This window comes from Chryseobacterium cucumeris, assembly GCF_001593385.1.
Lineage (GTDB): Bacteria > Bacteroidota > Bacteroidia > Flavobacteriales > Weeksellaceae > Chryseobacterium > Chryseobacterium cucumeris.
Genome location: NZ_LUVZ01000044.1, coordinates 1 through 15,949, shown reverse-complemented (window position 1 = coordinate 15,949; position 15,949 = coordinate 1). Strand labels below are relative to the sequence as shown.

Below are 15,949 nucleotides of genomic sequence, written 5' to 3'. Positions count from 1 at the left end.
ATTTTTCTTTTTTTACATTTGCTGAAAATAGATTTTACTTTTGAACACAGACTATTAAAAACGTCTCACTGGTATCAGAAGAAAAATAAAACATTAAAAATCATACGAATTCAATGACCATCATTATAACAGGAACCTCATCAGGAATTGGCTTTGCATTAGCCGAATATTTTGGTAAAAAAGGACATAAAGTATACGGATTAAGCAGAAAGCATACAGAAAGCCAATACTTCAAATCTATACCCACTGATGTGACAGACAATACAGCAGTTCAAAATGCTGTAGCTGAGGTTTTAAAAACAGAAACTAAAATTGATGTTCTGATCAATAATGCCGGAATGGGAATGGTAGGAGCCGTGGAAGATTCTACGAAAGAAGATATTCTGAAACTTTTCAGTCTGAATCTTGCCGGACCTGTACAGATGATGAGTGCCGTTCTTCCGAATATGCGTGAACACAAATTCGGAAAAATCATCAATGTTTCCAGTATCGGAAGTGAAATGGGTCTGCCTTTCCGTGGATTTTATTCGGCTTCCAAATCGGCTTTGGATAAAGTAACGGAAGCGATGAGGTATGAAGTCTACCCATGGAATATTGACGTATGTTCTCTGCATCTGGGAGATATTAAAACCAATATTGCAGACAACAGAGTGATTGCACAGGTTTCTCAACCTTATAAAAGTGTTTTTGATAAAGTATATGCTTTGATGAATTCTCATGTGAATGACGGAACAGAGCCTTTGGAAGTCGCAGAATATATTGAAAAACTTTTAGCAAAAAATAAATGGAAAGCTCACTATTATTTTGGTAAATTCGGACAGAAAATCGGAGTTCCGTTGAAATGGATTCTTCCGCAGGGAACTTATGAGAATTTGATGAAGAAGTATAATAAACTGGATAAAAATTAGTTGATTGATAAGGCGCATTGTCATTCTGAACACTGACTGAAAGTCTGCGAACGTAGTTCAGAAATGCAGTGAAGAATCTTTTGTATTTTATAGAGATTCCTGTTCATATTCAGAAGAATAAATTGAAATTACTTTTAAAAATATTTTTTGTACTGTTCTGCGTTTTCACACAAGCGCAGAAGAAGCAGTATTGGCTGATTGATACGGAAACCAAAGCCAGGAAAAAAGTAAAAGATTCCACTTCCGCAGTAAAGTTTCTGGATTCATTAGCCCAGAGCAATTATTTCTTCACTCAACTGAAAGACGTAAAAGTAAAAGGTGACAGCACGGAAATTTTCTACGATAAAGGGAAAAACTTCAATGAAACTTATGTAAACCTTACGGATTCTCTGGTTCAGAAATTGAAAATTCAGAAAGATTTTTTCACTAAAAATTTAGACTCCACCAAGAAAAGTATCAACAAAACTTATATTGATGAAGGATATTCTTTCAGCAGAATAAAATCTAAATACAAAGGGCAGAAAAACGGCTATCCAATAGTAGAACTTGACATCAACAAGAATGATAAAAGAACAATCAACGGATTCGTAGTAAAAGGATACGAAAAAGTTCCCAAAAGATTCATCAAAAACCTGGAAAAGGAGTTTAAAGGTAAAAACTATGATGACAAAAACCTTCTAGCCATCAATAAAACCTTCCAGAGTCATCCTTTCCTAACCCTTGAACGGCAGCCACAAACTTTATTTACGAAAGACTCTACCAGTATTTACCTGTTTCTGGAAAAGAAAAAAACCAATACTTTTGATGGGGTTATCGGTTTTGGAAATGACAAAACCTCCAAGTTCACCTTAAACGGTACAATGAACGTCAATTTCAGGAATATGTTCAATGGTTTTGAAACCGTCAATTTATACTGGCAGAGAAACCCGGACAAAGGACAGACTTTTGATCTTAGAGTAGATATTCCATACCTTTTCAAATCAAATGTAGGGATGGATACGAAGGTAAATATCTACCGACAGGATTCTACGTTTGCCAATGTAAAGTTCCTTCCTGCTTTCTATTACCATATCAATAACAGGAATAAAATAGGTCTAAGGGCAACTTTGGAAACCTCTACTATTATTGATACCTTATACGTTCAGGGAAAAGACTACAATAAAAAAGGGATCGGGATATGGTATGAAATGACAGAACCTACTGATATTGACCTTTTCCTGTACAAAACAAGGATCAATGCCGGATATGATTTCTTAACAACTACTTATTCTAAAGATAATATTAAAGCTAATCAAAACCAGTTTTATTTCTTTGGAGAACACAATTACCACATTTCCGGGAATCACTTCCTGAACATCAAAGCGGAAGGTGCGATGATGGATTCTAAAATAGAATTCTCTGCCAATGAATTATACCGTTTCGGAGGATGGAACTCCATGCGGGGATTCAATGAAAACTCCCTCGCTGCTGACTTTTATTATTATGGAAGTCTGGAATACCGGTATCTGATCGGAAACCAGGCCTTCTTTGACGTCTTTGGACAATATGGGCAGCTTAATAATAAATCTTTAAATGTAAAACCCAAGCTCTACAGTGTCGGGCTCGGTTTCAATTTCTTCATTCCTATTGGTCTGATGAGTTTCCAGCTGTCTAATGGTAATGAGTTCGGAAATCCTTTTAAATTTAATGATATTAAAATCCATTGGGGAATTCTGAGTAGGTTTTAGAAAAAAAGAAGGAAGTGGGAAGCGTGATGCCGCAAGTTATTGAGGTCACGGTTTCACTATCCCAGTATTTTTAAAAGGTTTTATGTTAATCTTATAACACGATAACAACCTCCAGCACTCCTCTCCAGCCTCCTTCATTATATTAATATTTATATAATAAAGCAAAAGTCCCTATACAAAGGACATTTTTCATTTTACTTATTTATTAATTCTTATTGTTAAAAAATATTAAATCGTATTTTTATTTTAATACATCATTAAAGTACTGGTAACAGTGCACTGCTAAATTTGCCTTCAAAAAAATGAAGAAAACTCTAGCCACTTTTGCCGTTTTTTTACTTCCTCTTTATTTTTCTGCCCAGGAAATCAATATTTCAGGAAATGTAAAATCAGAAAACGGTTCTAGTGTTTCCGGTGTGAACATCACCGACAAAAACACAGGAAAGACTGCTACTACAGATGAAAATGGTAATTTCACCATTTCTGCAAACCCCAAAGATATTCTTGAATTTTTTGCTCCTGATTTTTCCGTTTATACCGTTGAGGTTTCTTCCAAAAAACAGTATTCTGTTGTCTTAAAAAAGCAAAACGAAAAGCAGATTGAAGGCGTTGTTATTACCGCTTTAGGTATTGCCAAAAAGAAAGAAAAAATCGGATATTCTACTCAGGAAGTAGGAACAAAACAGTTTGAAACCATCACTACTCCAAGTATTGGAAATTTATTCTCCGGACAGGTAGCAGGATTGAACGTTTCCAATCCTACTGGAATGCAGCAGGCTCCACAGTTTACGCTGAGAGGAAACTCCAATCTGGTTTTCGTCATTGATGGTGTGATTGTAGAAAAAGAGGTTTTCCAGAATTTAGATCCTAATAATATCGAAAACATCAACGTCCTGAAAGGAGCTACCGCTTCTGCTCTCTATGGTTCAAGAGGTCGTTACGGAGCTGTTTTAATCTCCACAAAAAATGCTAAAAAGAAAGGCTTTTCTGTAGAATTCTCCCAAAACACCATGATTACAGCAGGATTTACCAATCTTCCGAAAACCCAGACTGAATATGGTAACGGTTCCCATGGAAAATACGAATTCTGGGACGGAGCCGATGGCGGGGTAAATGACGGAGATATGATCTGGGGACCAAAATTTGTTCCGGGATTACAGATCGCTCAATGGAACAGCCCTATCAGAGATAAAGTAACAGGGCAGGTTGTTCCGTGGTATGGAGCAGTAACAGGAACTCAGTATGATGATAAATCAAGATATGAAAGAATTCCGATTGACTGGAAATACCATGATAACTTAAGTACGTTCTTAAAACCAGCAGTAATCAACAATAATAACTTCGCGATCAGCTATAGAAGCAATAAAGACGTATACAGATTCTCCGGGAATTTCATGAATTATGACGACAGAGTTCCCAATTCTTATCTTCAGAAATATGGAATCAACTTCTCTTCTGAAAACCATTTAGGAGATAAATTAACCTTCGATACAAAATTCAACTTCAACCAGGCTTTTACTCCTAATATTCCCAACTATGATTATAATCCAAGCGGACACATGTACACCATCCTGATCTGGATGGGAGGAGATGTAGATGGAAAAGCATTGAAAAATCATATGTGGATCCCAGGAAAGGAAGGAAGAGCACAAGCCAACTGGAACTATGCCTGGTACAACAACCCATGGTTCGGAGCCGAGTATTACAAGAACCAGAACAGAACCAATATTATCAATGCCCAGACAGGTCTAGAGTATAAAGCGACACAGGATCTATCGGTAAAAGGGAAAATATCTCTTGTCGAAAACCATAGCAAAACGGAAATTCTGAGCCCTTATTCCTATTTCAATTATGATGCACCAAGAAGTGGCGGTTATATTTTGAAGGATAATAAAACATGGAACCTCAATTATGATGTGTTGGCAACTTACAAGAAAAAGATATCTGAAAATTTTGATTTTACAATCAATGCGGGAGGTTCTGCTTTCTATTATAAAAACAACAACAATGAAAGGTCTACGGATGGATTAAAAATTCCCGAAGTATACACTTTTGAGAACTCTATCGGAGCACTGAAAAATTACACTTATCTGAAGGAAAAGTTGATTTACAGTGCGTATTCAACGATTGATATCGGGTTGTACAATGCTTTCTTCATCAATGTTTCCGGGCGTAATGACTGGTCTTCTACACTACCTAAGGCCAACAGATCTTACTTCTATCCTTCTGCTTCCATCAGTGCGGTTATTTCCAACCTGGTAAAAATGCCGGAATCTATCAATATGTTGAAACTTTCTGCTTCATGGGCGAAAGTAGCGTATGACTTCCAGCCTTATTCCATCAGAAATTATTATCTGAACAATGGGGGAATCACATTCAATGGAAATCCTACTTATTATTATCCAACCACTCTAAATGTAGAAAATTCTTTGAAACCGGAGCAGACAAAATCTTATGAATTAGGTTTAAGCGCAGGGTTCCTGAATAACAGAATCACTTTAGACGCTACTTATTTCAGAACATTAGATTATAATAATATTCTCCAGTTTCCTGCTGCAGAATCATCCGGTTTCACTTCTCAATATGTAAACGGAAATGAATATACAACCAAAGGATTTGAAGTTTCCCTTGGTTTAGTTCCGGTAAAAACTTCTGATTTCAGCTGGAAAACATTAATCAACTGGAGTACTTATGAACAAAAGCTGACTTCCATTTATGATAATATGCCGAACTACAAAAATATTAAGCTAGGCGAAAGAATGGATAGCTATTACGACTATACATGGCAAAAGTCTCCGGATGGAAAAGTAATTCTTGATGCGAATACAGGAATGCCGACAAGAGCTAATAACCCAAGTAATCTGGGACATTTCAATCCTGACTGGACTTTCGGTTTCAACAACACATTCAAATATAAAAAATTCACTTTAAACATCGGAATTGACGGAAGCATCGGAGGTGTGATGAGATCCCAGGTTGTGGAAAAAATGTGGTGGGGAGGAAAACACCCTAATTCTGTAGCGTACAGAGATCTTGAATATGCAAATCCGGGAACGTATTATTTTGTACCTGATGGGGTTAACTACAATCCGGCAACCGGAACCTATACTCCACACACAAAAGCTATCAGCTACCAGGACTGGGCGCAAAATTATCCCTACCGTGCAAGAGTAACACAGGACGAAAGCGAAGAGTTTGCTAACGTTTTTGACAGAACTTTCGTCAAGCTTAGATCTGTAGTATTAGAATATGACTTCTCTTCATTACTCAACCCAAGAGGAATGGTGAAAGGTTTCACCGCCAATATTTCTGCTTACAATCTGGCGATGTGGAAAAAATCAAAAAACCTTTATTCTGATCCAGACTTCCAGACAAAAACAGACAATGATATTCAGGATCCATCCAGCAGATGGTTTGGAATCGGATTTAATCTTAAGTTTTAACTAAAAAGTACGTCAAGACAATGAAAAATAATATAAACAAAGTGACAGAGCAAAAAGGTAAAACAGCAAAATGGCTGATGAAATCTTTATTTGCAGCCGGACTTCTGACATTAGCATCATGTGAATCTAACCTTGATACCATCAATGAAAATCCTAATGACCAGGCCAGTATTGATCCCAAAAATCTATTGACTTACGTTGAAAAATATACTTTTCAGGTAAACGGGGACAATATGTATGCCTCCAGAATGATGATTGGTACTGATGGTGAAAATTCATACCAGTATATGAAATGGAATGATACTTCTTTTGAAGTCTATACCAAAGGACTTCTGAACACTGGAAAAATGATGCAGGAAGCTGAAAAAAGAGGAAACAAAAATTATCTGGCCATCGGAAAATTTTTGAGAGCGTATCATTTCTTCAATATCAGTTTAAAAGTTGGAAGTGCTCCTTATTCTGAAGCAGCAAAGGGTGAATCCGGCATTACCCAGCCTAAATATGATACACAGGAAGCTATCATGTCCGGAATTTTATCAGAATTAAAAGAAGCCAATGATCTTATTAATACCACCGATAAAATTGAAGGTGATATTGTCTACAACGGAGATGCTTTAAAGTGGAAAAAGCTGATTAATTCATTCCGTCTGAAAATTCTGATCACTTTATCTAAAAAAACGACAGTAGGAAGTTATAATATCACTGCAGAATTTGCTTCTATTGCAGGAAGCCAGTCTCTCATGACCTCTATTGCAGATAACGGTGAACTTAAGTTTGCTGATGCAGCAGACAGCAGATACACGATGTTTAACAACAGTGGATATGGTTCAAGTTTGTACATGGCTGATTATTTTATTAATATGTTCAAAGACAGGCATGATCCACGTTTGTTCACGTTTGCAGCACAGACTACAGGAGCAAAAGAAGCAGGAAAAGCCATCACAGACTATACAGGATATAACGGAGGAAATCCTACTTCTCCGTATTCTGATAATGCAGCACTGATCACTGCAAAAAACATTTCCAAAGTAAACGATCGTTTTTATAAAGACCCTACCAATGAACCTGCTTCTGTATTAAGTTATTCAGAACTTGAGTTTATTCTGGCTGAAGCTACAGCAAGAGGCTGGATTTCCGGGTCGGCAAAAACACATTATGATAATGCGATCAAAGCAAGTTTCAATTTTTATCAGACCTATGTAAAAAATCCGGGACAATATTTCTCAGGCTTTGATGTCAACCAATATCTTGCAACTCCTTTGGTAGTATATAATGATGCTGATCCACTACAAACACAACTGGAAAAGATCATGACTCAAAAATACATGACGATGTTCCATCAGGCACAGTGGACTTCTTACTTTGATTATTTAAGAACAGGCTTTCCAAATTATCCTTTAAAAGCAGGAGTCGCAGCTCCTTTCAGGTTCAGGTATCCGCAATCTGAATATAATTACAACAGCAATAATTTAAAAGCTGCTTTAACGGCTCAGTATGGAGGAAATGATAATATCAGCTCCAAACCTTGGTGGTTACAATAAAAATCTGATTAATTTTATATAAAACAAAGAAACCGCAGGAAAATCCTATTAACTTGCGGTTTCTTTCTTATTACGATTGAACATGAACAGAAGAGAATTTTTAGAGAAATCAAGTCTTTTATTAGCAGGATTAGGAACCTCAAATGTTTTACATCCTTCCATTTTAAAAGCTTTAGCCATTGATCCGGCTGCCCAGTCTACATTTTATGATGCAGAGCATGTTGTCATCCTGATGCAGGAAAACCGTTCATTTGACCATGCTTTTGGTGCTCTTAAAGGAGTAAGAGGTTTTTTGGATAAAAGAGCTTTTATAAAACAGGACGGCCATTCTGTTTTCTTTCAAAAAAGTGACGAAGGAAAATATGCCTCTCCTGCCCGTCTGGATTTAAGAAATACAAAATCTACCTGGATGAGCTCACTGCCACACTCATGGGCAGATCAGCAGAAAGCTTTGAACAAAGGTAAATTTGACCAATGGCTTCAGGCGAAAGCTTCAGGAAATAAAGATTATAAAAATATTCCGCTTACGTTAGGATATTACAACCGCGAAGACCTTCCGTTTTATTATCAGCTGGCAGATGCCTTCACCATATTCGATCAGTATTTCTGCTCATCGCTTACCGGAACTACTCCCAACAGGCTGTTTCTTTGGTCCGGAACATTGAGAGAACAGCAAAATGGAAAGGTAAAAGCCAATGTTGTCAATGAAAATATTGATTATGATAAAGCGAGGCAGGCAAAATGGAAAAGTTTCCCGGAAATATTAGAGCAGCAAAATGTTTCGTGGAGAATTTATCAGAATGAAATCAGTCTTCCAAAAGGAATGTCCGGAGAACAGGAAGCCTGGCTGAGTAATTTTACAGATAACCCGATTGAGTGGTTTTCAAAATTCAACGTTAAATTTTCAAAAGGATATTATCAGAATATTCCCAATATCATCGCCTATCTGAAGAAGGAGATTGAAAAAAATCCTAATCAGAAAGAAAGACTGGAAGCCATGCTGGCTGAAGTTCAGGAAGATCAGGTGAAATACCACCCTGACAATTATTCCAAACTTTCAAAAGAAGAAAAAAATCTTCATGAAAAAGCCTTTACCACTAATTCCAACGATCCTGATTACTGGAAACTGGAAATTGGAAAGGATGAAAACGGAGAAAGGCTTGTTGTTCCGGAAGGTGATGTATTATTTCAGTTCCGTAAAGATGTGGAAGAGAAAAAGCTTCCGTTGGTTTCATGGCTGGTAGCTCCGGAACATTTTTCTGATCATCCGGGTTCACCATGGTACGGAGCCTGGTATATTTCTGAAGTTCTGAATATTCTGACCAAAGATCCTGAAACCTGGAAGAAAACCATATTTATCATCAATTATGATGAGAATGACGGGTATTTTGATCACGTATTGCCTTTTGCCCCACCAGTGAATCCAAGCCAGCCCGTAGATATGAACGGAAAAGAAGGGGTAGAATATGTGGATAAAACTCAGGAATATATGAGCTCTCCTTCTTTAAAAAGCTATGAAAAAGTAGAAGGAACTGTCGGATTGGGTTACAGAGTCCCTATGATCATCGCTTCTCCCTGGACGAAAGGAGGTTTTGTCAATTCTGAAGTATCGGATCACACGTCTGTCCTGCAGTTTTTGGAAAAATTCATTATGAAGAAATTCAAAAAGGATGTCCGTGTAGAAAATATCAGTGACTGGAGAAGAGCGATATGTGGAGATCTTACTTCCGCTTTCAATTCTTCCAGCGTGAAAGTTCCGAAAATGGATTATCTGAATCAGAAGGATTATGCTAAAACCATCAACGCAGCTAAAAATAAACCTGTCCCTAATTTGAAATGGTATTCTGAAGATGAACTTAAAGATAGCCTGCTTGACATTCAGGAAAAAGGACTGAAACCTTCCAACCCATTGCCTTATCATTTCCATGTAAATCTGGAAGGAGACCATATAAAAATGACTAACCTGAAAGATAATGGGGTTCCGCTTTTGGTATATGACAGAACTCAATTCGACAATAATAATTATCATTTTTCATATGCTTTATATGAAAAGCAAACGCTATCCCATACTGTGCAGCCGGGAGCTTATGATTATGAAGTTTTCGGTCCCAATGGCTTTTTCAGGAAATTTAAGGGAAATAAAACTGCAGAAACAGAGGTGATCTTGACGAATATGACCTCAAAAAATCAGATTGAATTAATTATCAAAAATCACAAAAAGAAAAATTTTTCCATCAGTCTGGAAGATCTTTATACAAGAAGCGAAAGAACAATTTCTGTACAAAAAATGGAAGAAAAAATCATTATTGACCTTGATAAATACAAAGGCTGGTATGATTTGCAGCTAAAATTAAACGATCATCTGTGGCACTTTGCCGGAAGAATAGAAACCGGAAAAGTTTCCGTTTCTGACCCGCATTGGGCTTAAAAACGCCTATATATTCATAAAATACTGCACAAAATTGTGCAGTATTTTTTTTGAGTTATTTCATCTTATAATGCATTACATATGAGAAATAAGCAATTATAAAAAATATGTGGTATATTTTTTTTAAAACATATTGAATTTTGTTATCTTCACTTTACTAATTAACAGTGTCATGAAAAAACTAAATTTAACTATTGCAGCGTCTTTATTTGCGTTTGCTCTATCCGGGAATCTTAGTGCCCAAGATCTCGCTACAGATAACCATACGGTTACCATTTCTATTCCCGAAGTCGCATTGGTCGATATTGAACCAGCAGCAACCAAAAACATTACTCTTGGATTTACAGCTCCTACTGAAGCAGGAAATCCTATTCTTCCCTCTGCGGCCAACACTACGTTGTGGCTTAATTATTCTTCTATTAAATCTGTGGCAGATCCTACCCGTAACGTAAGCGTAAAAATGAATGCTATCATTCCTGGAGTAGATCTTAATGTAACGGCGGCGGCGGCCACCGGAGCAGGAGCAGGCACATTGGGAACTTCCGCAGGACTGCTTACATTAACTGGTACTGACCAGACAATTATTTCTGGTATTGGAAGTGCTTATACAGGAAATGGAGCTAATAACGGTCATAATCTTACCTATGCACTCGCTGCAGGAAGTGGTCCTGGAGGGGTAGCCGCGTATGCAGATTTACAGGCTACAGCTACTGTTGCTGCTACCGTTACTTATACAATATCAGACAATTAGAATTTAATTAAAATTCTATTTTACGTTTCAAAAACAAGAAGAAATTAGTATCCAGTTTCTTCCTGGTTTTGTATTATTCATGATTTAACTTCAAACTTTACACAATGATAAAGCGTATCCTTCTTTTGATCACCCTGATTTTGCAGTTCAGCTTTTTACATGCCGGTATTGTGATTCTCAACGGACTTACGCATTCTTACAAAATAGAAAACGGAAAGGTTTATAAGGGAAAAGTTGCCATTGAAAACACGGGCAGCAATCCTCAAAGCGTAAAAATATTTTTACAGGATTATACCTACCATGCGGACGGAACGATCAATTATACAGCATTACGTACCAATAAACGAAGTAACGGAGAGTGGCTGAAACTCAACACTAATCTTGTTACCCTTAAAGGTAAAGAAAAGACTGAGATCTTCTATGAAATAACCATTCCCAATCAGGCAATGGATCCGGGAAGCTATTGGAGTGTGATCATTGTAGAACCGGTAGAAGATATAAAACCCAGTGACAGTAAACCAGGAGTCAGCATCACTTCTATTATACGATATGCCATTCAGGTCATTACAGATTTTGAAACAGAAAAAGCAAAACCGGATCTTAAGTTTGAAAGTATCAAGGTGGAAAAACAGGAAGGAAAACAAACGGCAAAGATAGCAATAGCCAATAATGGTAATCTTTACTGTAAACCGACTGCTTCCATAGAAATCTATAACCGAAAAACGGGTGAGAAGGTGGGAACTTATTCAAGTTTAACGATGGGGCTGTTACCCAACACCTCCAAAACATTTTACATTGACATTAGTAAAGTACCACCAGACAAATATAAAGCTGCTATCATAGCTGCCGATGAAGAAGAGAATGCTTTTGCACTCAATGTGGAATTAGAAGTAAAAAATGAGTAGAACTTGGACTTTATTTATTATCATATCATTATTCCCGGTATTTATTTTTTCTCAAGAGCAATCCAATAGATTGATCAGTAAAAAAGATAGTTTAATGCCGGGAATGTCTACTTCTATTCCCTTCACTTTAGAAAACAATTCGGATGAAGCCAAGACCTATGATATTTCAATTACCACATCAAGTTCCTCTATTAATCCTATTTTAGCAAAAGGAGAATTTCAGATTCTTCCTCATGAAACCTCTGTATATCTTGTTCCTTTACGGGTGGGAACAGAAACAGGACAGGGTATTTATTCCGTGATAATGAATGTAACTGATCGCCATAACGGAATATCTTTTACAAAAAATTCAAAAATCATTGTTTCCGGACACAGGAATCTTTTAGTTACCGCTTTAAATACACCTGAATTTGTAAGAGCAGGAGAAACAATCCGTGCCTCTTTTCTTTTAAAAAATAATGGTAATGTAACAGAAAGTATTGTTCTCGAAAGTAAAAATGCTATTGTCGATAATGAAACATCACTGGTACTGGAGCCTAATGAGTCCAAAACAATTACTATTCATAAAGTAACAAATCCTGAACTCGCTCAAAATGAATTTCAAAACCTAAACCTTTCGGTGCACTCAAAGGGTAATCCCAAAGAAAATCAGGATGTCTATGTGAGTACTCAGGTGATATCAGCAAAACCTTCTGAGAAAGATATTTATCACAGGCTTCCTGTTGCTTTCTCATTATCTTTTATTGGCATGCAGAATATGGGAGTGTATAATGATGGTTTTCAGGGAGAAATCTATGGTAAAGGAGCACTTGACAAAGACAATAAGAATCAGATTGAGTTTAGGGCGGTTACTCACAATCCTGTAGAACTCAATACATTTACTCAATATGAAGAATATTTTGTGAATTATAAACGAAACAATCTTTCTATTCATTTAGGTGATAAAACCTACTCTTCATCCTATCTTACAGAATTTGCAAGATATGGTCGCGGGGCAGAAATCCGGTATAACTTTGATAAAGTGAGCTTCGGTGGATTCTATAACCATCCGAGATTTTTCAGAGATATTAAAGATGAATTCAATTTCTATTCAGCCTTTAAAATCCGAAAAGAGTCCGAAATTTCTGTAGGATACCTTTACAAAACTCCAAGAAAAGAAGAAATCAGATATAGTGAAGTAAGACTTGATTCTAATGCTCATTTACCTTACGCCAAGGGAAAATTTAAGGTTTCAAACAATATAACTTTTTCTGGAGAATTGGCATACAGTACTACACAAAAAACAGATGGAACAGCTTATTTACTACAGGCTGAGGCCGTTTTTAAAAAGTTGAATGGAAATTTCATGTACATGAAAGCCAGTCCTGATTTCGGAGGATATTTTACCAATACAAATACTTTTAATGGTAATATTTCCTACAATCTCACAAAGAAAATAAGTTTCTTTGCCAATTATATGCAGGATGCCAAAAATTTCCAAAGAGATACACTGCTCCTGGCAGCACCCTATAGAAAGTATTTTCAATATGGTATACAGTACAAATATATACCGAGTGGTTTCATTATCCTTAATAATGGATATCAAACCTATAAAGACCGTTTAGAACCTAAACAGTTTGATTATTATGAACGTTACTTTAAAGTAAGTATTAATCAGCAGATTGGGGTATTTCAGGTAAATGTGGATGGACAATTTGGAAAAACAGATAATTATCTGACGGGATTCAGTGGCAATTCAAGCTTTTATTCCGCAAATCTGTCATTTCAAAAGCTCAGAACATCTTTTAACATCTTCGGAAGTTATGCCATCAGCTCAAGATATCAGCTTAAAAATCAGAGAAATATCTATTATGGAGCCAGAATCTTTAGTCGATTTTCTGATAAGACCAGCTTAAGTATATTTTATCAGAATAATTATATGCCTGAGGAGTATTTTAAAGACAGAAATCTGTTTGAACTTCTATTTCACCAGCAGTTATTTCCCGGAAATGAACTTGATCTTTCCGGAAGATATTCATTGCAAAGAGGAGAAATCGGAGATAAAGATTTTATATTCTCCATGCGTTATACATGGCGTCCCAATATTCCTGTACAGAAAACTGCCGAATATATTTCATTGTCTGGAAATGTTGGTAACCTGGGTATAAAAAAGACTGAAGGCATAAGATTAATGCTTGGAAGTTATCTATCCATTACGGATAAGGAAGGAAATTATATATTTAAAAACGTTATCCCAGGGAATTATTTTCTTGAAATTGACCGCTCCACTACGGAAATCAATGATATTCCGACTCAAACGTTTCCTGCTGCTCTTTCATTGATCAATAAGGAAAACACTTTTAACTTTGGATTAACCACAGCTGCAAATGTTCAGGGCCACGTTAAATTCTTAGAGACAGGAGAAAAAGATCAACCTGATTTTGACCAGATACAATCTGAAAAAGGAAAAAAGAAAAAAGAAAGTATTATTGTGGAAGCTACCAATAATGATCAGACTTACCGTAAGATCTGTCTCATTGGAGAAAACTTCGACTTTACTTATCTTAGGCCTGGAGACTGGACTATTAAAGTCTATCGTAACGGGCTTGATAAACGATATAAAATTTCATCAGACAAGTTTCTGTTTACTTTAAAGCCTTCGGAAACAAAAAAAATAAGCATCAATGTTGTTAAGCAACAGATAGAGATCAAATATCAAAAGGAATCCTTGAAAGTAGGATATAATGAAATAAAAAAGAAGAGATGATTCTGATCCGTACCCTATTATTAATTGCATTTTGTGTTGTATCCGGGCCAATCTATTCCCAGACCGCAAATACTACTGTTAGTCTTACATTGCCTGTAGTAACTTTAATGGACATTGAGCCTACAGGCAATATTGTGTTAAATTTTACAGCTCCTACAGAAGCTGGAAATGCTCTTGGAGCACCTACTCCCAATACATCCAAATGGATCAACTATACTTCAGCTATTGCTTCCGGAGGTCTTACCAGAAGGATTACGGCCTCAGTAAATAAAGTTATCGCAGGTGTCAATATAAGAATTCAGGCGGCGGCGGCTTCAGGAGCTGGCGGCGGAACATTGGGAACATCTTCAGGGCAAATAATTCTCACCACAACTCCTACTACCATCATTAGTGGTATTGGCGGAGCATATACAGGAAACGGAGCGAATAACGGCCATGCTCTTACCATTTCACTTGCTACTAATACTTATGCCAATTTACAGGCTCAGGCCAATACAGCAATCGTCATCACTTATACCATCACAGAATAAAATGAAAATGAAAAGTCTCTTTCTCAAAGAACAGTTCTTAAAAAGATCTCTTTACATTATTGCTTTAATAATGGGAAGCTATCTTGAAGGGCAAACCATAAGTATTGCCGGAACTAACTGGACTGTGAGTGTACCTACCATTACTGAGGCAGGAAGTAATTATATCGGAACTTATGAGAACCCTGCACAATTAACAATATCTGGTCATTTACCAGGATCTTTTCTTAATCTTCTTTCAGCCTCCGGAGCCAAAATAACCATGCAACTTAACCCGACTTCCTGGAACAGTTCCCTGAAACTGTCCGCAAAAAGAAGTGGAGGAACAGCAATAATCAATGGTCTTTGTGTCCTTTGTACCGCTTCTATCAATGGAGGTAGTGCAAATTTTATAGAAATTCCACAGGCTGGCGCCGTCACATTATCAACAATAACCTTTAGTGGATTATTGGGTGTCAATAATAGTGTAGATTACTCAGCCATTAGTGTTCAGCTCCAAATAGGAGGTGTTTCTGTGACTATTCCTGCAGCATCTTATAGCACACAAATCGTCTTTACGATAGCAGCAAACTAAGTCATCATTGGTAAGCTAGATTACAATCAAAATGTAACCCATAAGAACCGTTTCTTTAGAGAAGCGGTTTTTTTATTTCTTTTGACTTAAAATAAGGTGAATTCTGAGGGATTAAATCTCGTTTATATACTTGAATCAGCTTTCAACCACAATAAGCGATTTACGGCCTTAAAAGATAGAGTTCCTAATTTCCGGGGTACGAGGTACAGCGATTAGATCCCAGAATTGCAAGTGTAAGGATGCACGTTTATTCCAATTATTTCATTCCTCAAGAATCCAGACTTATTTATTAGAGGTTTAAAGGATGTAAGATAACAGGATAATATCTACATTTTTTTTAGCCTTTAGTATTAGCATTGTCATGCTGAGCGGAGTCGAAGCATTTTAATGAAGAATACT

The 15,949-nt window shown here is 36.7% G+C and carries 10 protein-coding genes; all 10 read left to right on the top strand.

Features of this window, described 5'->3' with window-relative positions; genetic code table 11:
- Positions 1-113 precede the first annotated feature (113 nt).
- Positions 114-908 (top strand): SDR family oxidoreductase, encoded by a 795-nt coding sequence (locus A1704_RS19320; protein ID WP_062675682.1) that lies wholly within the window; start codon positions 114-116, stop codon positions 906-908.
- 68 nt (positions 909-976) lie between these two features.
- Complete coding sequence (locus A1704_RS19315) at positions 977-2,635, top strand: autotransporter assembly complex protein TamA (RefSeq protein ID WP_238590661.1); 1,659 nt, start codon at positions 977-979, stop codon at positions 2,633-2,635.
- 302 nt (positions 2,636-2,937) lie between these two features.
- Positions 2,938-6,078 carry a SusC/RagA family TonB-linked outer membrane protein gene (locus A1704_RS19310; RefSeq protein ID WP_062675681.1) on the top strand — a complete coding sequence of 1,047 codons (3,141 nt, stop codon included), beginning with the start codon at positions 2,938-2,940 and terminating at the stop codon, positions 6,076-6,078.
- A gap of 20 nt (positions 6,079-6,098) precedes the next feature.
- The gene (locus A1704_RS19305) at positions 6,099-7,619 is read left to right on the top strand and encodes a SusD/RagB family nutrient-binding outer membrane lipoprotein (RefSeq protein WP_082798836.1); all 1,521 of its coding nucleotides are present in this window, start codon (positions 6,099-6,101) and stop codon (positions 7,617-7,619) included.
- An 82-nt stretch (positions 7,620-7,701) separates the two neighbouring features.
- Positions 7,702-10,047: a phosphocholine-specific phospholipase C gene (locus A1704_RS19300; protein ID WP_062675680.1), complete on the top strand. Its 2,346-nt coding sequence runs from the start codon at positions 7,702-7,704 to the stop codon at positions 10,045-10,047.
- 172 nt (positions 10,048-10,219) lie between these two features.
- The gene (locus A1704_RS19295; protein WP_062675679.1) at positions 10,220-10,798 is read left to right on the top strand and encodes a hypothetical protein; all 579 of its coding nucleotides are present in this window, start codon (positions 10,220-10,222) and stop codon (positions 10,796-10,798) included.
- A gap of 104 nt (positions 10,799-10,902) precedes the next feature.
- Complete coding sequence (locus A1704_RS19290; protein ID WP_062675678.1) at positions 10,903-11,703, top strand: WxL protein host-binding domain-containing protein; 801 nt, start codon at positions 10,903-10,905, stop codon at positions 11,701-11,703.
- Complete coding sequence (locus tag A1704_RS19285; RefSeq protein ID WP_062675677.1) at positions 11,696-14,449, top strand: COG1470 family protein; 2,754 nt, start codon at positions 11,696-11,698, stop codon at positions 14,447-14,449. Before A1704_RS19290 ends, A1704_RS19285 begins: the two co-directional genes overlap by 8 nt.
- The gene (locus tag A1704_RS19280; protein ID WP_062675676.1) at positions 14,446-14,979 is read left to right on the top strand and encodes a hypothetical protein; all 534 of its coding nucleotides are present in this window, start codon (positions 14,446-14,448) and stop codon (positions 14,977-14,979) included. The genes A1704_RS19285 and A1704_RS19280 overlap by 4 nt, the downstream gene beginning before the upstream one ends.
- Before the next feature lie 7 nt (positions 14,980-14,986).
- Positions 14,987-15,550, top strand: a complete 564-nt coding sequence (locus A1704_RS19275; RefSeq protein ID WP_131797545.1) for a hypothetical protein — start codon at positions 14,987-14,989, stop codon at positions 15,548-15,550.
- The last annotated feature ends 399 nt before the right edge of the window (positions 15,551-15,949 follow it).

Coding starts and splice junctions, on each gene's coding strand:
- A1704_RS19285 (WP_062675677.1), top strand. CDS start 11,696: ATGAGTAGAACTTGGACTTTATTTATTATCATATCATTATTCCCGGTA.
- A1704_RS19295 (WP_062675679.1), top strand. CDS start 10,220: ATGAAAAAACTAAATTTAACTATTGCAGCGTCTTTATTTGCGTTTGCT.
- A1704_RS19280 (WP_062675676.1), top strand. CDS start 14,446: ATGATTCTGATCCGTACCCTATTATTAATTGCATTTTGTGTTGTATCC.
- A1704_RS19305 (WP_082798836.1), top strand. CDS start 6,099: ATGAAAAATAATATAAACAAAGTGACAGAGCAAAAAGGTAAAACAGCA.
- A1704_RS19290 (WP_062675678.1), top strand. CDS start 10,903: ATGATAAAGCGTATCCTTCTTTTGATCACCCTGATTTTGCAGTTCAGC.
- A1704_RS19310 (WP_062675681.1), top strand. CDS start 2,938: ATGAAGAAAACTCTAGCCACTTTTGCCGTTTTTTTACTTCCTCTTTAT.
- A1704_RS19275 (WP_131797545.1), top strand. CDS start 14,987: ATGAAAAGTCTCTTTCTCAAAGAACAGTTCTTAAAAAGATCTCTTTAC.
- A1704_RS19320 (WP_062675682.1), top strand. CDS start 114: ATGACCATCATTATAACAGGAACCTCATCAGGAATTGGCTTTGCATTA.
- A1704_RS19300 (WP_062675680.1), top strand. CDS start 7,702: ATGAACAGAAGAGAATTTTTAGAGAAATCAAGTCTTTTATTAGCAGGA.